The organism is Pectobacterium sp. F1-1 (assembly GCF_025643735.1).
Classification (GTDB): Bacteria; Pseudomonadota; Gammaproteobacteria; order Enterobacterales; family Enterobacteriaceae; genus Pectobacterium; species Pectobacterium colocasium.
Genome location: NZ_CP104733.1, coordinates 2,272,486 through 2,292,941 on the forward strand (window position 1 = coordinate 2,272,486; position 20,456 = coordinate 2,292,941).

The window sequence follows — 20,456 nt, forward strand, 5'->3', positions numbered from 1 at the left end:
AAAGTAAAAACAACCAAGAGAATGACGTTTTGAATTATCAGTTGATCACTTCCGACATCGGGTTACAACAGGTTTGCTCTCAGGCGCGACGCTTTCCGCAGGTGGCATTGGACACGGAGTTCGTCAGAACCCGCACGTATTACCCGCAATTAGGGTTGATTCAATTGTATGACGGTGAACAGCTTTCACTTATCGACCCGTTAACGATTACCGACTGGGCACCTTTTCAGGCGTTACTGCGTGACGAACAGGTCACAAAATTCCTGCATGCAGGTAGCGAAGATCTGGAAGTATTTCTCAATGCGTTTGGAACACTGCCGACGCCTTTCATCGATACACAGATTCTGGCCGCATTTTTAGGTAAGCCGCTTTCTTATGGTTTCGCTGCGCTGGTGGCTGACTACATGGGCGTGACGCTGGATAAAAGCGAGTCGAGAACGGACTGGCTTGCCCGCCCGCTGAGTGAAAAACAGTGCGATTACGCGGCCGCCGATGTGTTCTATCTGTTACCGATGGCCGCCCAACTGGTGGCGGATACGCAAGCCGCAGGGTGGATGAACGCCGCGTTGGACGAATGTCTCCTGCTTTGTCAGCGTAAGCAGGATATTTTGGCACCAGCGCTGGCCTATCGCGAATTTGGTAATGCGTGGCAACTGCGTGGCCGGCATCTGGCTTGCCTTCAGCGTCTGGCTGAGTGGCGTTTGCGTAAAGCGCGTGAGCGCGACAGCGCGGTGAATTTTGTTGTACGTGAAGAGAACCTGTTACAGGTGGCACGTTGCCTGCCGACGTCACTGGGAGAACTGAGTTCGCTGGGGCTGAGCGGCCCGGAAATCCGCTATCACGGGAAAACGTTGCTGGACTGTGTTGCGCAGACGGACGGCATCGCTGATGCGGATTGCCCGCCACCCGTCATTAATTTGATCGACTATCCCGGCTATAAAAAAGCGTTTAAAGAGATCAAAGCGCTGATACAAAGCATGAGCGAACAGAGTGGATTATCAGCCGAGTTATTGGCGTCACGCCGTCAAATTAATCGCTTGCTCAACTGGCACTGGAAATTAAGTGGGCAAGAGACGGGGATGCCGGAAATGTTGTCTGGCTGGCGCGGCCAGTTATATGGCGATGCGCTGCGTGACATTGTGCAAGGCTATTAATTATCGGTAAACACGTTTTATCAATACGCCTTATTTGCTGTGATGATGGCATTATGGAAAAAGCAGCAAATAGGGTGATGAAAATACGGCGAAAAAAACAAAATAAGAAACAAAAATACTGGCTAAATACACAGGTCGTTGTGGAATCAAACGTCGTAATTTGAAGTATGGCGGAATAGTATGACGGGAGTAGTATGAAGGGAAATAGTTATCCCCTGCGTAAAAGCAGGGGATATCACAGCAGAAAAATCATTTAGGCGTTTCTTCCGCTTCCGGTAATGTCACGTTCAACTCAAGCACGGAAATATCATCTCCTTTTTGCTCAAGCTGAACCGTCACCATCTCAGGATCAATCTGTACATATTTACAGATAACCTCAAGAATATCCCGCTTTAACTGCGGCAGATAATGGGGTTCACTATCTCCCCGGCGTCGCTCCGCGACAATAATTTGCAGCCGTTCCTTGGCAATATTGGCTGTCGTTTTTTTGCGGGACAGAAAGAAGTCCAGTAAAGCCATAATTTATCCCCCAAAAAGTCGTTTAAGGAAACCCTTCTTCTCTTCTTCAACAAAACGGAAAGGACGCTCTTCGCCAAGCAAACGTTCAACTGTGTCCGCGTAGGCTTTGCCAGCATCGGCTTCAGTATCCAGAATGACCGGTTCGCCCTGGTTAGAGGCACGGAGTACGGACTGATCTTCAGGGATCACGCCAACCAGCGGAATCCGCAGAATTTCAAGAACGTCTTCCATGCTTAGCATGTCGCCGCGGCTCACTCGTCCTGGGTTGTAGCGCGTCAGCAGCAGGTGCTCTTTGATTGGATCTTCAGAGCGCTCAGCACGGCGTGACTTCGAGGACAGAATGCCCAGAATGCGGTCTGAGTCGCGCACGGAAGAGACTTCCGGGTTGGTGGTGATAATCGCTTCATCGGCAAAATAGAGCGCCATCAACGCACCGGTTTCAATCCCGGCAGGCGAATCACACACGATAAAATCGAATTCCATGTCGCCCAAATCGTTGAGCACTTTCTCTACGCCTTCATGCGTTAAGGCATCTTTATCACGCGTTTGCGATGCTGGCAGAATGTAGAGATTGTCCGTTCTCTTATCCTTGATCAGCGCCTGATTAAGCGTAGCATCACCCTGAATAACGTTCACGAAGTCATACACCACGCGACGCTCACATCCCATGATCAGGTCGAGGTTACGCAGGCCGATGTCAAAATCGATGACAACGGTCTTTTTTCCTTTCTGGGCTAAACCGGTAGCAATGGCCGCGCTTGATGTGGTCTTGCCAACGCCCCCTTTACCCGATGTAACAACAATGATGCGTGCCATAAATGTTTCCTTGGGAGATTCTAGTCTAGAGGTTTTATCGTTAAAACATTGTCCAGCTGGTTCAGGTTGATCCGCGCTGGCTGCCCAAAATACGGTTCAGGAATCTGGTCGCTCAACCAGTAACGACCAGCGATAGAGACCAGTTCTGCGGCCAGATGCGTACAGAATATCTGGCTCTGAACATCGCCAGAAACGCCTGCGAGGGCTCGGCCGCGCATCATGCCGTAAATATGAATATTGCCATCGGCAATCACCTCAGCCCCTGCGCTGACGCTGCTTGTGACAATCAAGTCACAGTTCCGGGCGTAAATCTGTTGGCCGGAGCGTACGGGGGTGTTGATGACTTTCGTTTTCACCGCGGCAGGAACGGCGGCGACGGGTTCGACTACCCGGCGTTGTGCTTTGCCTTCGCTCAGAAGGGGAAGCCCCGCCTGCGCAATGGTTTTCTTTAATGCATCGTCGGTGCATCCGCTGACGCCAACGACATGCAGGCCGGTTGATGATATGGCCTGCTGTAATTTTATCCAGTCAGTTTCCGCAGTTAATGCGGCCACGTTAATGACAACGGGGGCATTTTTCAGGAAAGCAGGCGCTTGCTCTATTTTTTCCTGTAGTGCCTGATAAATTACCTCGGGTTGGGAATCATGCAAATGAACAACCGATAAGGTAAAGCTGCTGCCTTTTAACTCTATTGGCGTTTGTGACATCTATCCTGACTCAGTTTCAGCATCTTTTAATCCCTAGAGTAACATTTAAGGCATGATATTCCAGAGCGCTGTAAGCATGTTATAGTCACAATTATATACAGGCAAGATGGCATTCCCATCAAATAGAGTAAAAAAAATGTTTTGTGTGATCTATCGAAGTGCTAAACGCGATCAGACCTATCTTTATGTTGAAAAAAAAGACGATTTCTCACGCGTGCCGGAAGAATTAATGAAAAGTTTTGGCACGCCGCAGTTAGCTATGGTCTTACCGTTGGATGGCCGTAAAAAACTGGCGAATGCCGATATAGAAAAAGTGAAACTTGCGCTACAAGAACAGGGGTTTTATCTGCAAGTTCCACCGCCGGTCGAAAGCTTATTAAACACGCCGATGTAAGTGCAAAAAAATAATACCGGTGCGTACTTTCAGATAAAGCCGCAAACATAATTTGGCGTGGAATATCTCGACCATTTACATGATATTCCGCGCGATAAATATTCATCTTCCACGTTTTACTCCGTCATCATTTAATTGTTTCCTTTTGGGATGAATTATGACGCCTTCTCCAGACTACGTGCTTGCCCGCCTTGCTCTCCTGAAATCTGTTGGGGTAACCCCCGTTACGATGATATAACGATGGTTTTGCACCATCGTGTTCTTATATAGCTGTTTTCCTTTTGGGCAGGTTCTGCACCACGAAAACAGCGATAATTCAACAGACAGGGCAGGAGAATACCCATGTATCAACACAGAGACTGGCAGGGCGCGCTGCTTGATTTTCCCGTAAATAAAGTCGTTTGCGTCGGAAGCAATTACTCCGAGCACATTAAAGAAATGGGCAGTGCGACTCCGGCTGAGCCCGTGTTATTCATCAAGCCTGAAACCGCACTGTGTGATTTACGCCAGCCCGTTGCCATTCCTAAAAACCTGGGCTCGGTTCATCACGAAGTTGAGTTGGCTGTGCTGATCGGTACGCCGTTAAAGCAGGCGAATGAAGAACGTGTCGCCCGGGCGATTGCGGGTTACGGTGTCGCGCTGGATCTGACGCTGCGTGATTTGCAGTCCGAATTCAAAAAAGCGGGTCAGCCGTGGGAAAAAGCTAAAGCGTTTGACGGTTCCTGCCCGATTTCCGGCTTTATTCCGGCTGCCGAGTTTGGCGATCCGCAACAAACCGAATTGGGAGTAAAAGTGAATGATGAAGTGCGCCAGCAGGGTAACACGCGTGATATGATTACGCCGATTCTGCCGCTGATTGCTTACATGAGCCGTTTCTTTACGCTGCGCGCGGGCGATATTATTTTGACGGGTACGCCAAAGGGGGTCGGTCCGATCCTGTCTGGCGATATGCTGACGATTACGGTGAATGACCGGACGTTGAGCACACGTATTATCTAATGCCCCGGCTGCCCATGTTGAATGACGGGCAGCAAAACCTCCCCGCCGCGCCCGCCAGAATCACGTATCTTATTTACAACGCTATCGATTTATCAACTTAAGTTAACTGGAAGAAACATGACTGAACGCCCTTTTTGGCAGCAAAAAACGTTGTCTGAGATGTCTGACGATGAATGGGAGTCGCTGTGCGATGGTTGCGGTCAGTGCTGTTTGCATAAACTGATTGATGAGGATACAGAGGAAATCTATTTTACCAACGTCGCCTGTAATCAGTTGAATATTAAAAGCTGCCAGTGTCGTAACTATGAGAAACGCTTCGAGTACGAACCGGACTGTATCAAGCTGACGCGTGAAAACCTGCTGACGTTTAACTGGCTCCCGGCGACCTGTGCATATCGCCTGATTCATGAACGCGAAGATTTACCGCAGTGGCATCCGCTGGTCTGCGGCACGAAGACGGCAATGCACCGCGAGCGTATCTCCGTGCGCCATATCGCTGTACGTGAGAGTGAGGTGGTGGATTGGCAGGATCACATTTTAAATAAGCCTGAATGGGCACGATAGTTGCTGCTCGGTGTGGCGGTTGTCTGGTTGACACTGTTTTCTGATAGAAACTGTTTACTGGCTAAAACTACTTATTAGCTAAAACTATTGACTGGCTAAATCAAGAAGCCCCTCAGTCTGAATCACTCAGAAGAGGGGCTTTTTATCGGGGGGAGCGTCAGTATTCATTAGTCATCCCATTTGGGGCTTAGGTACGCCGCCAGGAAGCTGAGAAAAAGAATGCCGCCCAATACGGCGATGAAGAGATTGATATTACCTAACATGATTGTTTCTCCTGAATAAATTAATTGCGATAGAAATACCTCATAGGGTGGAAAGTCATCGTTGACCTGCGATAGGTACTATAGGACTGGGGCGCATGTTAATGAAGAAAAAACGCTCAAAAAGGGGCTGGTGGTTTACATCTCGTTGAGGTAGCACACGCGGGGCTTCACTGCCGGAATCGGAATGCGCATCTGCGTTTTGCTTGTCACTTCACACTTTTATTTTTCCTTGTGCGAATCATGCTGCCATCCCCAGCATAAATCGTGACGTGTTGTATAATTTTAGAGCAGTATAACCAGCAGAGGGGGAGAGCATGTGATTAACTTTGAGAAAATCATTCTTGAGTACAGCGAGCAGTACACCGATTTTGCTGCCTCCACGATTGCTTTCATGGAAAGTCAGGAAAAAAAGATCGACGCAGATGAAATATCACGAAGAATCCCGCAGGAAAAAAGGCTTTTTTTCAACGAAAGATTAGGCCACTATCGCGATATCTACAGGCCACAGCAGTGAGCGTTTGCGCAAGCCTGTGAGGCGTAGAAACGGTTACCAGAAGCCCGACAACAGTGTCGGGCTTTTCGGTTTATATGTGAAGCGCCTTCTGTATTCATCCGCTTATGGATTAACGGCTGAAGAGATCGCGGCGTTTGGGGCGGAAAGGCTGAGCGATCAATACCAGCACGGCAATCACCAGATAAGCGACAAAGATGCCAAGCAGCCATTGTGGCATTTCCAGAGAGAGGAATTCCCACTGACGCACTGAGCAATCACCTGTCGCATTGAAAATGGCGGGAAGCCATTTGTCTAACGGTAACCATGACGGGAAGCTGACAAAAAAATCACAGGTGGTAAACGGCGACGGATTTAACAAGATATCCGTGTGTTTCCATGCCAGTCGACCCCCTTCGTAGGAACTGTATATCCATAGCGCGATGGCCGGGTAACGCAATGCCGTTGATGGCGCGATGGCGCCAACAATACCTGCGGCGAACACGCCCCATAGCGCACAGCGCTGATAGATACACAGCACGCACGGTTTTAATAGCATAACGTGCTGAAAATAGAGCGCGGTCAATTCCAACGCTAAAGCAGTAAACGCCAGCAGCAGCCACGCACTACGCCCGCGTGAGCAACGATTAAGAAATCGCAACATAAAAATATTCCATGCTAAACATGATTAAAGCAGCAGTGTAAACCGTTCTGGCTTCACTGCCATCATTTCACTGTGCAAAACGTAACGATATGTTTATTTAATGCTTTTCTGTCATTTTACGGCGGCGAACATCGCATTGATAACGTCATCAAGACGGAAATGGTCGCTGCCGTGATTACTATACACGATCGTGATTATGAGTGACTGCCTGATAGGGTCAAGTTTGGCAAAGAAATCCAGTGGTTATTCATTAAAAAATCGGTAAAGGGCACGAGTGTGAATTCCACGCCAAGCAAACCGACCAGCGTCATCACAATCGTGTAAGGCAACGCCATGATGACCATGCGCCCGTAAGACAGGCGGATGAGCGGCGCCAAAGCAGACGTCAGTAAGAATAGAAACGCGGCTTGCCCATTTGGGGTGGCGACGGAAGGCAGGTTGGTGCCGGTATTGATTGCCACGGCGAGCAACTCGAACTGATGGAGCGAGATATGACCGTTCTCAAAGGCATTGCGTGCCTCGTTAATGTAAACCGAACCAACGAAGACGTTATCCGATATCGATGATAGCAGGCCATTGAACAGGTAAAACTGCGTCAATTGTGCGCTCTCAGACGATTGCAGAACGTAATGGATAATTGGTGAAAACAGCTGCTGATCGATAATGACGGCGACGATGGCAAAAAACACCGTCAGCAGCGCGGTAAACGGCATGGCATCCTGAAACGCTTTACCGATGGCATGTTCTTCGGTCACGCCACAGAACGTCGTGGCCATGATAATCACGGAAAGGCCAATCAATCCGACCTCAGCCAGATGAAACGCCAGTGCAACAATCAACCAGACGCCAATCACGGCCTGTACGAGTAAACGAGCTTTATCTTGCGGTGTACGCTTTTCCGTCATATCCCGGTCGTAATCCTCAAGCACACGTCGCACGTTGTCCGGAAGACTGACGCCATAGCCGAAGAGTTTAAAACGCTCAACCAGCACGCAGGTCAGGATACCGCAAATAAACACCGGGACGGTCACTGGCGACATGCGCAGGAAGAAGCTGACGAAATCCCAGCCTGCGCTTTTTGCGATAATCAGGTTCTGAGGTTCTCCCACCATTGTCATCACGCCGCCTAGTGCCGTACCGACGCCAGCGTGCATGAGCAGGCTGCGCAGGAATGCCCGGAATTGCTCCAGCGTACGATGATGCTCCTCGCTGCTTAGCGTGCTGTCATCGCTGATATCGGCCTCATCTTCGCCCTGTTGGGATGCAAAACGGTGGTAAATCCCATAAAACCCGATAGCGACGCTGATAACCACAGCAATCACGGTCAGCGCATCAAGGAAAGCGGAAAGGAAGGCGGCAGCGATACAAAAAGCAAGTGATAGCAGCGTTTTGGAATGAATGCGCAGCAGCAGTTTGGTAAAGACAAAGAGCAGCAGTTGCTTCATGAAATAGATGCCCGCCACCATAAACACCAGCAGCATGAGGACTTCAATATTTCCTGTGACTTCATGCCACACCTGCTGCGGGCTGGTCATTCCGATCAATATCGCCTGGAGCGCCAGCAGACCGCCGGGCTGTAGCGGATAACATTTCAGCGCCATGCCGAGCGTAAAAATAAACTCCACGACCAATAACCAACCGGCCCAAAACGGGCTGACAAAATAAAACAGCAGCGGATTAATCAGCAAGAAGCAAAAAATAGTCAGTTTGTACCAGTCTGGCGCGTATCCCAGAAAATTTTTTAACAGCGCGCGGTGGAGGGGCATGCCGATCATAATGGGAGAGGAATCCTTACTCGTTAGAATAGTTTGATGGTTTTCATCATATCGTAAAAACTTTACAAACGGTCAGAAGTCTACCGTTCTACGCGGCGAGAGAGCGGTTTGCAGTCACAATTTTTCATTGAAATGGTTCGGTGCCTGAGTGCGGCGCTATATCATGATTCTTTCGTCTGGTATTATGATTTGGCTTTTTTCGGCAATCACTGCTACGGATTATCAAACACATGGTTATAAAGACATGGTTATAAAGGCGCAAAGTCCGGCTGGATTCGCGGAAGAATACATAATTGAAAGTATATGGAATAACCGCTTTCCTCCTGGCTCTATTTTGCCCGCGGAAAGAGAACTGTCTGAACTGATCGGCGTGACTCGGACTACCTTGCGCGAAGTACTTCAGCGCTTGGCTCGCGATGGTTGGCTGACGATACAGCACGGGAAACCAACAAAGATTAACAATTTTTGGGAAACGTCCGGGCTCAATATTCTGGAAACGCTGGCGCGACTTGATCACGATAGTGTGCCGCAATTGATCGACAACCTGCTGGCCGTGCGAACCAACATCGCGGCCATCTTTATTCGGACGGCGTTACGGCATAATCCGGAAAAGGTGCGTGATGTCTTGACTCAGGCAAACGCGGTAGACGATAGCGCAGAAGCCTTTGCGCAGCTTGACTACAACGTGTTCCGTGGTTTGGCTTTTGCCTCTGGCAATCCGATTTATGGTCTGATCCTGAACGGCCTGAAAGGTCTGTATATTCGCGTAGGGCGTTACTATTTCTCCAACCCGGAAGCCCGCAAGCTGGCGGTGAATTTTTACGGTAGGTTGGAAGCGTTGCGCAGCGAAGAGTTATACGATCAGGTCATGGATGTCGTCAGACATTACGGTAAAGAAAGCGGAGCGATTTGGCACAGTATGCAGAGCGCCATCCCGCGGGATATCGCGGAAGTACGTCGCTAAGACTCGTACTGTTGCGTCATTGTGAAATATGAAAAGGGTATTCAGGCTATGCCTGAATACCCTTTGTCTTTGGTCGTGTGCCCGAACGCCGTTACGTGGATGCCGTTCCGTTACGCGGCGGGCAGCGTTCCAGCAGTTCAACGCTGCCATCTGTGTTAGCCTGTTCCAGATAAACGTCGAACCCCCACAGGCGATGGACGTGCTTCAACACTTCCTGGCTGCTTTTATCCAGCGGGGCGCGGTTATGCGGAACATAGCGCAGCGTCAGCGCCCGATTACCACGCAAATCCACATTCCAGACCTGAATATTCGGCTCCAGATGGCTCAGGTTGTACTGTGCGGAGAGTTCCTGCCGGATCAGGCGATAGCCTTCTTCATCGTGAATCGCGGCAATTTCCAGATAGTTGTTGCGATCGTCGTCCAGCACCGTAAATAGCCGGAAATCACGCATCAGCTTAGGTGACAGGAACTGGCTGATGAAGCTCTCGTCCTTGAAGTTCTGCATCGCAAAATGCAAGGTATCGAGCCAGTCTTTACCTGCAATATCGGGGAACCAGTAAAGGTCCTCTTCCGTCGGCGACTGACAAATACGTTTGATGTCCTGAAACATGGCGAAGCCCAGCGCATATGGGTTAATGCCGCTGTAATACGGACTGTTATACGGCGGCTGATAAATCACGTTGGTATGGCTGTGCAGGAATTCCAGCATAAAGCGCTCAGTGACCCGGCCTTCATCGTAGAGATGGTTCAGAATGGTGTAGTGCCAGAACGTTGCCCAGCCTTCATTCATGACCTGAGTCTGCTTCTGCGGATAGAAATATTGGCTGACTTTACGCACGATGCGCAGAACCTCTCGTTGCCAGGGTTCCAGCAGTGGCGCATTTTTCTCCATAAAATAGAGCAGGTTTTCCTGTGGCTCTTGCGGAAAACGTCTCGCTTGCTCCGGTGCGGCACCTTGTTCACGCCGTGGTAAGGTTTTCCAGAGGTCGTTCACCTGGCTTTGCAGGTAAGCCTCGCGGCTTTTCTGACGAGACTTTTCCTCCTCGAGTGAAATTTTTTGCGGGCGCTTATAGCGATCAACGCCGTAATTCATCAGCGCATGGCAGGAATCTAACAGACGCTCCACCTCATCCACGCCATAACGCTCTTCACATTGCGCGATATACTGCCGGGCAAACAGCAGGTAATCGACAATGGAACTGGCGTCGGTCCAACTGCGGAACAGGTAATTACCTTTGAAAAACGAGTTGTGTCCATAGCAGGCATGTGCCATGACCAGCGCCTGCATCGGCAGCGTGTTCTCCTCCATCAAATACGCGATACAGGGATCGGAATTGATGACAATTTCGTATGCCAGCCCTTGCTGCCCGTGTTTGTAACGCTGTTCGGTTTCGATAAATTTCTTCCCGAACGACCAGTGGGCATAGTTGATCGGCATTCCTATACTGGAATAGGCGTCCATCATTTGTTCTGAGGTGATGACTTCGATCTGATGAGGATAGGTTGCCAGACGATACAGCTTGGCTACCCGATCAATTTCATCAAGGTAAACCTGCAACAACTCAAACGTCCAGTCCGGTCCATCACTCAGGCGAAGTGTTTTTTTTACCTGATTATCCGTTGATATAGCCATCAGCGCGCCCCCTACGTGACCAACCTGCGCGCAATCGCACAGGCATAATTAATCGTAGCTCAATCTGACAAAAGTGATGAGAAAACGGTGGCTTGGCGTAACAACTTGGTGGAGAGCGGCAATAGCGAAATGCTATCGCTGCGGCGGATGACAATTTCTTACCAAATGGTAGAGTAGTCCTGAATTTTATCTTTTAGCCAGTGTTTTACCCCAATAAAGTCGTATTTTTCTAGCGAATTAGCCCTTAAACAATTCGAGTTACAGGAAAGGCAACGTACCGGTAGCGTGAAAGAGAATGGGCAGAGGCAAATGGTCGATAACGGAAGGAAAGGGAGAGCGGTAGCATGCGGGTTGTGATTCTGGGAAGTGGCGTAGTTGGTGTGAGTACCGCCTGGTATCTTGCGCAGGCGGGGCATGATGTCACCGTTATCGACAGGCAGCCGGAACCGGCGTTGGAAACCAGCGCCGGGAATGCCGGGCAGATTTCCCCCGGCTATGCCGCGCCCTGGGCTGCGCCGGGAATACCGCTGAAAGCAATGAAATGGATGTTTCAGCGCCATGCGCCGTTGGCGATCCGGCCTGATTTCACGGCCACACAGCTGTGCTGGATGTGGCAAATGTTGCTTAACTGCGATGCGCGCCACTATAAAACCAATAAAGCGAGGATGGTCCGTCTGGCGGAATACAGCCGTGACTGCCTGCAACAGTTGCGACAGGACACGGGTATTCAGTACGAAGGTCGACAGGGCGGAACGCTGCAACTGTTCCGTACCGAACAGCAATATGACAATGCGACACGGGATATCGCCGTGCTGAAAGAGGCTGGCGTCCCGTATCAACTGCTGTCCCGTCAGGAGTTGGCCTCTGTTGAACCCGCTCTGGCGAATGTGGCGGAGAAACTGACGGGTGGGCTGCGTTTACCGCATGATGAAACAGGTGATTGTCAGCTATTCACCCGCCAACTGGCGACGATGGCTGCCGATGCTGGCGTCACCTTCAAACTGGGACGTCACGTCCGCCAACTGCGGGTGGAAGGGCAACACGTGACGGGCGTACAGTGCGACGACGAGATGATTGTGGCGGACGCCTATGTGATGGCCTGCGGTTCCTATTCCACGGGGCTGCTGCGGCAGTGGTTCGATATTCCAGTGTATCCGCTGAAAGGTTATTCACTGACGATTCCGCTGGCGGATGATGCCTCAGCACCGGTTTCTACCGTGCTGGATGAAACCTACAAAGTGGCAATCACTCGTTTTGATCGCCGCATCCGCGTCGGGGGAATGGCAGAGGTCGTCGGCTTTAATACCGATCTGAACCCTAAACGGCGTGAGACGTTGGAAATGGTAGTACGCGATCTGTATCCCCATTGCGGCCCGATTGAACAAGCGACATTCTGGACGGGGCTGCGCCCGATGACGCCAGACGGCACGCCGCTGGTAGGGCGTTCACCGCTGAAAAATCTGTATCTGAATACCGGACATGGCACGTTAGGCTGGACGATGGCCTGTGGCTCAGGGAAGTTGCTGGCGGATATTCTGTCGGACAAATCACCGGAGATTGAAGCCGATGATTTGTCTGTGTCTCGCTATACGCGTTAATGTATCTGGATTGTATAGTTTAATTAACCACGGGGCAGTGACGTAATACTGCCCTTGTGGTGCCGCGTGAGCAGTCGGGCGCGTACCGCCAGCAGAGCGGCACAGAGCATGACCAGCGCCAGTGATATTTTTGACGGCAGAGGGATCGCCATCGCGATCAACCCCAGTGCCGCTCCTCCCGCCATTTGTACAAACCCTACCATCGCCGACGCAATCCCCGCCTCATTGGAGTAAGGCTCCAGCGCATAGCTGGTGGAGGGCCCGATCAAAAAGGCCAGACCGGCACAGGCCAGTGCAACGGGCAGCATGTAGGTCGGCCAGGTGTCTTGCAACGCATCAGGCAAAAGCGCGACACCACCAAGCAGAGAAAAGAAACCCGCGCCCATCAGCAGGCTACCCACAGCCAGACAGCGTGGTCGGCCGACTTTGCGGATAATGCGATTCGCAAAAAAGCTGACCAGCATGATCCAAAAGCCGTTTGCCCCGAAGGCAATCGAAAATTCAAGCGGCGTGAGTTGCGCCTGATTCATCAACACCACGGGGGAAAAGGTGACATAAGTTAACGCTATCCCCATCGCGCCCGCGTTGACGGCTGCAAATCCCAGAAAATGGCGATCGGATAACAGGCGTACATATTGGCGCAGCGGTAAGCCGTGTACGGGCAATGTTGAATCCGGGCGCGTTTCGGGCAGGAAGCGAATGACGAGTGCTAGTACCAGAACGCTGTAGCCCGCGAGGAACCAGAAAGGCGCACGCCAGCCGAAGGCTTCAGCCAGCAGCCCGCCCAAGAGCGGTGCCAGCGCTGGCACAATATTCAGCGTGCCGTTAAGAAACCCATAGGTTCTGGCGGCATCATCGCCGTTTAGCTTGTCACGTACGCTGCTAAAAATGGCAACGGCAGTACAGCAGACGGCCATACCCTGAAAAAGGCGTGAAAGAACGAATAGCGTGGCGTTGGTCGCCAGCGCCGCCATGATGGCACCGATGATATAGATTATCACACCAGCCAGCGCCATAGGGCGGCGGCCATATTTATCGACCAGCGGCCCAGCCAGAAGCTGGCCTAATCCCATGACCAAAATAAACAGGGCGACGGTGGATTGAATCAGCGATTCCGGGCTGTTCAACGCCACGGCGATGGCGGGAATCAGCGGTAAATAGATGTCGATACCCAGAGGGCCGAGTAGAACCAGAGTCAGTAAAATCAGAACAAATCGTTGCATAACAAAAACAGACGTCTACGTTTTATGGGGTCGACAGGGTAATGCGCACACTGGCGGAAAGAAAGCGTTATCTTTGTGACAATGTCACGATGAGGTAGTGATTTCCACTCTGGAAGGGGATATCAGCCAGTTAACTATTCATCATTAACAGATAACTGGCTGAGTGATGGTTAATGCCCTACGGTTTGCTTACGGAAGAGTTCGCGGAAGACAGGGTAGATATCATCCTGATCGCGAATATGCTGCATAGCGAAATTATCAAATGTATCGCGCAGTGTTTCATATTCGCGCCAGAGCGTCTGGTGTGAACGTCGTGTGATCTCGATATAGCTGTAATAACGCACCATTGGCAGAAGCTTATTCGCCAGTATCTGGTGGCACAGCGGTGAATCATCAGCCCAGTTATCGCCATCCGATGCCTGTGCCGCATAGATATTCCACTGTGACGGATCGTAACGCTCGCGTACGACTTCCTCCATCAGTTTTAACGCACTGGAGACAATGGTGCCGCCGGTTTCCTGAGAGTAGAAGAACTCCTGTTCATCAACCTCTTTCGCCTGCGTGTGGTGGCGAATATAGACAACGTCTACGTTTTTGTAATTTCTGCTGAGGAACAGATACAGCAGAATATAAAAGCGCTTCGCCATGTCTTTTGTCGCCTGATCCATGGAGCCGGACACGTCCATCAAACAAAACATCACAGCCTGGCTCGATGGCTCGGCCCGGCGCTCGTAGTTCTTGTAGCGCAGGTCAAACGTATCAATAAACGGCACGCGGGCGATTTTCTGGCGCAGTTCGGTAATTTCCTGTCGCAGCCGTTCCTCTTCCAGCAATTGCGCGGGTTCGGTATGTGCCAGCTGTTCCAACGTCTCTTCCAGTTCGTGCAGCGTGCGGCGTTTACCCGCCGTCATCGCCATACGACGCGCCAGTGAGTTTTGCAACGACCGTACCACGCTGATATTGGCGGGAACGCCGTTCGCGGTGTAGCCAGCGCGATGTGTTTTGTACTCGGTCATCTGCCGATGCTGGGTCTTCTTCAGGTTTGGCAGCGCCAGGTCTTCAAACAGCAGGTCCAGATATTCGTCTTTGGAGATCTGAAAGACAAACTCATCCTCGCCTTCGCCATCTTTACTGGCGTCCCCCTGACCGGAACCACCGCCGCCACCTCCTTGTGGCCGCTCGATTTTGTCGTTCTGTACGAAGTGATCATTACCCGGGTGGACGCGATGACGGCGTCCTCCACGGCCCTGATGGAACATCGGTTCGTTGATGTCTGCATTGGGGATCGACACCGACTCCCCGCTTTCGATGTCGGTCACCGAACGCTTATTAATGGCCTCGGAAATCGACTGTTTTATTTGCGACTTATAGCGGCGCAAAAAGCGTTGGCGGTTCACCGTGCTTTTGTTTTTGCCGTTTAGCCGTCGATCAATAAAATAGGCCATGTTTCCCCCAAACGCTGTTGCCAGCATCGTGCGTCATTATGATGATTTCCTCACCCGCAGATACCATTCGCACAGCAAACGCACCTGCTTCCGGGTGTAGCCTTTCTCCATCATACGATCGACGAAGTCATCATGTTTTTTCTGTTCATCCGTTGAGGTTTTGGTATTAAACGAAATCACAGGCAGCAGCTCTTCCGTGTTGGAGAACATCTTCTTCTCAATGACCGTGCGCAGCTTCTCGTAACTGATCCAGTTTGGATTCCGGCCGCTATTATTGGCACGGGCACGCAGGACAAAGTTGACGATCTCGTTACGGAAGTCTTTCGGGTTGCTGATGCCCGCAGGCTTCTCGATCTTTTCCAGCTCGGCGTTTAACGATTCGCGGTCAAACAGCTGGCCTGTATCTGGGTCACGGTACTCCTGATCCTGAATCCAGAAATCCGCATAGGTAACATAACGGTCAAAAATGTTCTGGCCGTATTCGGAGTAGGATTCGAGATAGGCGGTCTGGATTTCTTTACCGATAAACTCCGCGTATTTCGGCGTCAGATAGCCTTTCAGGTGCTCCAGGTACTTCTCTGCCAGTTCCTGCGGGAACTGCTCACGTTCGATCTGCTGTTCCAGTACGTAGAACAGGTGCACCGGGTTAGCCGCAACTTCGCTGTGATCGAAGTTAAAGACGCGTGACAGAATCTTGAACGCGAAGCGGGTCGACAGGCCGTTCATCCCTTCATCCACACCTGCGTAATCGCGGTACTCCTGATAGGATTTCGCCTTCGGATCGGTATCTTTCAGGCTTTCCCCGTCATAAACCCGCATCTTGGAGTAGATGCTGGAGTTTTCGGGGTCTTTCAGGCGCGACAGAATGGAGAAGCGAGCCAGCGTTTCCAGCGTGCCGGGTGCGCAAGGCGCATGCGTCAGCTCGCTGTGGTTGAGCAGCTTGTCGTAAATTTTGACCTCTTCGGATACGCGCAGGCAGTACGGCACCTTCACGATATACACACGGTCAAGAAACGCCTCATTGTTCTTGTTGTTACGGAATTGCACCCATTCCGATTCATTGGAGTGCGCCAGAATAATCCCGTTGAACGGCAGGGCGGCAATACCTTCCGTCCCGTTGTAGTTGCCTTCCTGTGTCGCGGTCAGCAGCGGGTGGAGCACCTTGATCGGCGCTTTGAACATCTCGACGAATTCCATAATGCCCTGATTCGCGCGGCACAATGCGCCAGAGTAGCCGTAGGCATCGGGATCGTTTTGGGCATAATGCTCCAGCTTGCGGATATCGACCTTGCCGACCAGCGCTGAAATATCCTGATTGTTCTCATCACCGGGTTCGGTTTTTGCGATCCCGATTTGTGCCAGAATTGATGGCCATACTTTAACGACTTTGAATTTGGAAATGTCGCCGCCAAATTCCTGAAGGCGTTTGGCGGCCCACGGCGACATGATGGTGCCGAGATAGCGCCGTGGAATGGCATACTCTTTTTCGAGAATGGCGGCATCTTCCTGCGGGTTGAACAGGCAGAGCGGATGGTCATTCACCGGGCTGCGTTCGCCGTTGGCGCTGAGGATGTAAATCGGTACGCGTTGCATCAGTGCTTTCAAGCGTTCGGCCAGAGAGGATTTACCGCCACCGACCGGCCCCAACAGATAGAGAATCTGTTTCTTCTCTTCCAATCCCTGCGCGGCATGTTTCAGGTAAGAGACAATCTGTTCGATCGCTTCTTCCATACCGTAAAATTCTTCAAAAGCCGGGTAGCGAGCAATCACCCGGTTCGAGAATAGGCGCGACATTCGTGATTCTTGGGCGGTATCCACCATTACAGGTTCACCGATAGCCGTTAACAATCGTTCAGCCGCGTTCGCATAAGCATTGCGATCCTGCTGACAGATAGTAAGGAATTCCTGCAGAGTGAACTCTTCATCCTTGGCAGCGTCGTAGCGCTGGCGGTAGTGATCAAATATGTTCATAGCGATGCCCGTCCTTCGTCGATTAGCACAGATTAAGAGAGCGCGTGGAATATATGCCTATTAATGTATTGCCCCCCGAAAGAAGAAATCTTCTGAGTCCAGCAACCCTTATGCCAACTTGCCACATCAGGGCGTCGTGATTTTATTCATACCAGCTGGTCAGGAAGACGCCACCTTCTGTATTAAAGCGTAGTTTGCATCCGTAAAATTTCCTCTAGTCCACAGACGTATTTTTAAGATATTTCAAGGACTCACTTTCAGGAAAATCCGTGTAACCTTATAGAGAATAGGCGCTCAGCCTTAAGGACACGGCCTATTACCGACGTTAGCGCACGTAAAACCTATCGAATAGTTAGGTTATTCGTTAGTGTTATTTTATATAACCTGAACGCGAACGTGTGTAATTGGCTTATCATGTTTCATGATATTTATCTGTAATAGGAAATAGAAAACTGTGAAAAAACCTCAACTATGTATGCTGGCCGCGCTGATTTCTGGTGCCGTGCTCCTGCCTTCAGCCTATGCCGCAGACGTCTCTCTGGGCCTTGGCGCTATGGGTTCAACGTCCGTATACCGTGGTGTTGATAATGACGTTTATCCGCTTCCTGTACTGAATTATGAAAGTGAAAATTTTTATTTCCGCGGGCTGGGTGGTGGATACTACCTGTGGAATGACGGCGCAAATCGTCTCTCTTTAACGGCCTACTACCTGCCTTTAGGGTTTAAACCGGGAGATAGCGACGATCTGCGTATGAAGCAGCTAGATAAACGCCGCGGTACGCTGATGGCGGGTGCGGCCTATCGTCATACTGCCGACTGGGGCGAAATTCGTACTGTGCTGGCAGGCGACACGCTGGACTACAGCAATGGATTCGCGTGGGATACGGCCTATCTTTACCGTTTCTCAATGGGTGATTTGAGCATCACCCCAGGTATCGGTGCCACCTGGTTTAGTGAAAACATGAACCGGTATTACTATGGTGTTAACGCACAGGAGTCCGCGCGTTCCGGCTTTAACCAATATAGTCCTGGCGATGGTTGGGCTCCCTATCTTGAGCTGAGCGCCGGTTATCAGATTAACCAAAGCTGGAGCGCCTGGGCCGTGGGTCGTTACACGCGTTTGTCTGACGAAATGAAGGACAGCCCGATTGTCGACAGTAGTCACAGCATCTTAATGAGCGCAGGCGTCAGCTACCGTTTCTGATGCTTTTCGTGAGCGCTTTTAATGCTCTTCGTAAGCATGGTGCAGTTGCCGTACAATAATGGGGTGATATCACCCCATTTGCACGTTTATGGTGCGCTGAATATCATGTTAGGTTGATGGCAAACCGATGACGTTGACGGTAAATAAGGGAGAAGCGCGTGACAAAAACGATTCGTTTTCCAGATGACACCCGCGTACCGGCGATCGGTCAGGGGACGTGGTACATGGGTGAAGATGCCCGCATGAAAGCGCAGGAAGTGGCGGCGCTGCAAGCGGGCATCGACCTTGGCTTAACGTTGATTGATACGGCCGAAATGTATGCGGACGGCGGGGCGGAGGTCGTGGTTGGTGAAGCGATGCGCGGCCGTCGTGACAGCGTTTATCTGGTATCGAAAGTCTACCCGCACAATGCGGGAGGTGAAAAGGCGATACAGGCGTGTGAACGCAGCCTGAAGCGACTGCAAACCGAGCGTATCGATCTGTATCTGTTGCACTGGCGTGGTGGTATCCCCTTAGTTGATACCATCGCCGCAATGGAACGATTGCAGCAGGCGGGCAAAATCGGTCAGTGGGGCGTCTCCAATCTCGACCTTGAGGATATGCAGGAGCTGTGGTCTCTGAACGGCGGACAGCGCTGTATGACCAATCAGGTGCTTTACCATTTGGCATCGCGTGGTATTGAGTTTGATTTGCTGCCGTGGTGTCAGCAACAGCAGCTTCCCATCATGGCGTATTGTCCGCTGGCGCAGGCCGGGCGCTTACGTGATGGATTATTCTCGCATCCTGTAGTGAAGCGGATTGCGCATGAACAGAGCATCACACCCGCTCAACTTTTATTAGCATGGGCGATTCGTCAGCCGGGCGTGATCGCGATTCCTAAAGCAAGTTCGGTTAAGCATGTTCAGGAAAATGCGCAAGCATTGGACGTGTTGTTGTCTGAGGACGATATCGCGCAGTTGGATCGCGCTTTTCCACCGCCGACGCGCAAACAACATCTGGATGTGGTGTAGCGGAAGCGAAAGCATTTGTGGAAAAGGATTTGCAGAAGAAGGTGTATGGCGGAGCCGCCATACACCGTACTCGTTTGGGTATCTATAGTCGTGGTTATTTCTTGATGCGGATAACTGTCGCCAGACGCGCCGGAGCGTTGGTGGCGGCGACAAACGGTTGATTAATTCGCGCCGTTTCTACGCACACGAACGTTTTATATCCCTCATCGGTCATATCGCTAATTGTACGAGAAAGCTCTGCACCAGGGTTCCACGACACGACATCACTGTGGTGCGAATGGTGTACTTCGATGCTGCGTTTCAGGACGGCGTCATGTACCACGCTGGTATCCTGTGGCTGGGTATAAATGCGGTCTGTACGGTCGGTAAAGACCAGATCGCCTTGCTGCGTAGACAGCTTGCCCTGATTCACCTTATCAATGAATGACTCGCCCAGACCAGTAATGCGAATATCGCTGATGTCACCGATGTTGAAATAGGTGTGCAGCGCGCTGGTAATGCTGTAATCACCTTGTGCTTCCAACTCAATGCCACATTCTTTGCCCAGCTTGAAGCGGGCAATGAGCGTGAACGCATGTGGCCAGCTCTTCCGTGTTTCTTCATTGTCCCGCAGTGTGAACGTGAGCTGCACACCGTGCTCATTTTCGCTGTGGGCGGTAAATTCCCACGGCAGCAGGCGGGCGAAACCATGGTTAGGCTCGGCGAAAGGGCCAAACCAAGGGAAGCAGATCGGTACACCGCCGCGAATCGCAACGTGATGAGTAAAAGGCGTATTGTCACTCAGCCAGAGTACCGGCTCTTCATTAGTTGGCTGCCAACTGAGTAAGTGTGCCCCTTGTAATGCCACTGCCGCACGCACTTCAGGATGGTCAACGACGACGATAGGGAGTTGGTCCAACTGACGCTGGCTGAGGGGGGCGCTAATTTGTTTTGTGACGGGGAGTGAGAAAATTGTGTTATGCATGATAGTGCCTTTTTTTGATTGTTTTTCGTAGTAAAAAGAAATCTGCAAGTAACAATAAAAAAGGGCGACATCACGTCGCCCTTTTTTCACCGAATCATC

The 20,456-nt window shown here is 51.1% G+C and carries 20 protein-coding genes; 9 read left to right on the forward strand and 11 right to left on the reverse strand.

What is annotated here, in order from left to right; translation table 11 throughout:
• Positions 1 to 29: 29 nt before the first annotated feature.
• Complete coding sequence (gene rnd, locus NAL19_RS09985; RefSeq protein ID WP_263059577.1) at positions 30 to 1,154, forward strand: ribonuclease D; 1,125 nt, start codon at positions 30 to 32, stop codon at positions 1,152 to 1,154.
• Between the two features lie 249 nt (positions 1,155 to 1,403).
• On the opposite strand, the gene minE is transcribed toward rnd, so the two are convergent.
• The 3 genes from minE to minC are packed head-to-tail and all read right to left on the reverse strand — an operon-like array spanning position 1,404 to position 3,196.
• Positions 1,404 to 1,673 (reverse strand): cell division topological specificity factor MinE, encoded by a 270-nt coding sequence (minE, locus tag NAL19_RS09990; protein ID WP_015840174.1) that lies wholly within the window; start codon positions 1,671 to 1,673, stop codon positions 1,404 to 1,406.
• Between the two features lie 3 nt (positions 1,674 to 1,676).
• Complete coding sequence (gene minD, locus NAL19_RS09995) at positions 1,677 to 2,489, reverse strand: septum site-determining protein MinD (RefSeq protein WP_039511326.1); 813 nt, start codon at positions 2,487 to 2,489, stop codon at positions 1,677 to 1,679.
• A gap of 20 nt (positions 2,490 to 2,509) precedes the next feature.
• Entirely contained in the window at positions 2,510 to 3,196 is a 687-nt protein-coding gene (gene minC, locus NAL19_RS10000) for a septum site-determining protein MinC (protein WP_010275486.1), read from the reverse strand.
• Between the two features lie 136 nt (positions 3,197 to 3,332).
• Between minC and NAL19_RS10005 the strand changes: the two genes are divergently transcribed.
• The 3 genes from NAL19_RS10005 to NAL19_RS10015 all read left to right on the forward strand — a co-directional run bounded on the left by NAL19_RS10005 (position 3,333) and on the right by NAL19_RS10015 (position 5,153).
• On the forward strand, positions 3,333 to 3,590 hold the full coding sequence (locus NAL19_RS10005; protein ID WP_225088149.1) for a YcgL domain-containing protein: 258 nt from the start codon (positions 3,333 to 3,335) through the stop codon (positions 3,588 to 3,590).
• 342 nt (positions 3,591 to 3,932) lie between these two features.
• Entirely contained in the window at positions 3,933 to 4,589 is a 657-nt protein-coding gene (locus NAL19_RS10010; RefSeq protein WP_263059578.1) for a fumarylacetoacetate hydrolase family protein, read from the forward strand.
• Positions 4,590 to 4,706: 117 nt separating this feature from the next.
• The gene (locus NAL19_RS10015; RefSeq protein ID WP_010275477.1) at positions 4,707 to 5,153 is read left to right on the forward strand and encodes a YcgN family cysteine cluster protein; all 447 of its coding nucleotides are present in this window, start codon (positions 4,707 to 4,709) and stop codon (positions 5,151 to 5,153) included.
• Positions 5,154 to 5,320: 167 nt separating this feature from the next.
• Here the strand turns inward: NAL19_RS10015 and mgtS are convergent, their stop codons facing one another.
• On the reverse strand, positions 5,321 to 5,416 hold the full coding sequence (mgtS, locus tag NAL19_RS10020) for a protein MgtS (RefSeq protein WP_039300147.1): 96 nt from the start codon (positions 5,414 to 5,416) through the stop codon (positions 5,321 to 5,323).
• A 316-nt stretch (positions 5,417 to 5,732) separates the two neighbouring features.
• Between mgtS and NAL19_RS10025 the strand changes: the two genes are divergently transcribed.
• On the forward strand, positions 5,733 to 5,930 hold the full coding sequence (locus NAL19_RS10025; RefSeq protein WP_263059579.1) for a DNA polymerase III subunit theta: 198 nt from the start codon (positions 5,733 to 5,735) through the stop codon (positions 5,928 to 5,930).
• 109 nt (positions 5,931 to 6,039) lie between these two features.
• Here the strand turns inward: NAL19_RS10025 and dsbB are convergent, their stop codons facing one another.
• Positions 6,040 to 6,570, reverse strand: coding sequence for a disulfide bond formation protein DsbB (gene dsbB / locus NAL19_RS10030; protein ID WP_263059580.1), 531 nt, complete (start codon positions 6,568 to 6,570; stop codon positions 6,040 to 6,042).
• 194 nt (positions 6,571 to 6,764) lie between these two features.
• Positions 6,765 to 8,345, reverse strand: a complete 1,581-nt coding sequence (nhaB, locus tag NAL19_RS10035) for a sodium/proton antiporter NhaB (RefSeq protein ID WP_263059581.1) — start codon at positions 8,343 to 8,345, stop codon at positions 6,765 to 6,767.
• A gap of 244 nt (positions 8,346 to 8,589) precedes the next feature.
• Here nhaB and fadR point away from each other — a divergent pair, with 244 nt between their 5' ends.
• Complete coding sequence (gene fadR, locus NAL19_RS10040; protein WP_015840182.1) at positions 8,590 to 9,309, forward strand: fatty acid metabolism transcriptional regulator FadR; 720 nt, start codon at positions 8,590 to 8,592, stop codon at positions 9,307 to 9,309.
• A gap of 91 nt (positions 9,310 to 9,400) precedes the next feature.
• On the opposite strand, the gene NAL19_RS10045 is transcribed toward fadR, so the two are convergent.
• Positions 9,401 to 10,942: a SpoVR family protein gene (locus NAL19_RS10045; protein ID WP_263059582.1), complete on the reverse strand. Its 1,542-nt coding sequence runs from the start codon at positions 10,940 to 10,942 to the stop codon at positions 9,401 to 9,403.
• Positions 10,943 to 11,286: 344 nt separating this feature from the next.
• Between NAL19_RS10045 and NAL19_RS10050 the strand changes: the two genes are divergently transcribed.
• Entirely contained in the window at positions 11,287 to 12,540 is a 1,254-nt protein-coding gene (locus NAL19_RS10050; protein ID WP_263059583.1) for a D-amino acid dehydrogenase, read from the forward strand.
• A gap of 23 nt (positions 12,541 to 12,563) precedes the next feature.
• Here NAL19_RS10050 and NAL19_RS10055 read toward each other — a convergent pair whose 3' ends face one another.
• The 3 genes from NAL19_RS10055 to yeaG all read right to left on the reverse strand — a co-directional run bounded on the left by NAL19_RS10055 (position 12,564) and on the right by yeaG (position 17,179).
• A complete protein-coding gene (locus tag NAL19_RS10055; protein ID WP_263059584.1) occupies positions 12,564 to 13,763 on the reverse strand; it encodes a multidrug effflux MFS transporter in 1,200 nt (399 codons plus the stop codon).
• A 170-nt stretch (positions 13,764 to 13,933) separates the two neighbouring features.
• Complete coding sequence (locus NAL19_RS10060; protein WP_225088020.1) at positions 13,934 to 15,208, reverse strand: YeaH/YhbH family protein; 1,275 nt, start codon at positions 15,206 to 15,208, stop codon at positions 13,934 to 13,936.
• 36 nt (positions 15,209 to 15,244) lie between these two features.
• A complete protein-coding gene (gene yeaG / locus NAL19_RS10065; RefSeq protein WP_263059585.1) occupies positions 15,245 to 17,179 on the reverse strand; it encodes a protein kinase YeaG in 1,935 nt (644 codons plus the stop codon).
• Between the two features lie 454 nt (positions 17,180 to 17,633).
• Here yeaG and NAL19_RS10070 point away from each other — a divergent pair, with 454 nt between their 5' ends.
• Both NAL19_RS10070 and NAL19_RS10075 read left to right on the forward strand, forming a co-directional pair.
• Positions 17,634 to 18,383: a MipA/OmpV family protein gene (locus tag NAL19_RS10070; protein ID WP_263059586.1), complete on the forward strand. Its 750-nt coding sequence runs from the start codon at positions 17,634 to 17,636 to the stop codon at positions 18,381 to 18,383.
• Between the two features lie 158 nt (positions 18,384 to 18,541).
• Entirely contained in the window at positions 18,542 to 19,393 is an 852-nt protein-coding gene (locus NAL19_RS10075) for an aldo/keto reductase (RefSeq protein ID WP_225088023.1), read from the forward strand.
• Between the two features lie 94 nt (positions 19,394 to 19,487).
• On the opposite strand, the gene NAL19_RS10080 is transcribed toward NAL19_RS10075, so the two are convergent.
• Entirely contained in the window at positions 19,488 to 20,357 is an 870-nt protein-coding gene (locus NAL19_RS10080; protein ID WP_263059587.1) for a D-hexose-6-phosphate mutarotase, read from the reverse strand.
• Between the last annotated feature and the right edge of the window lie 99 nt (positions 20,358 to 20,456).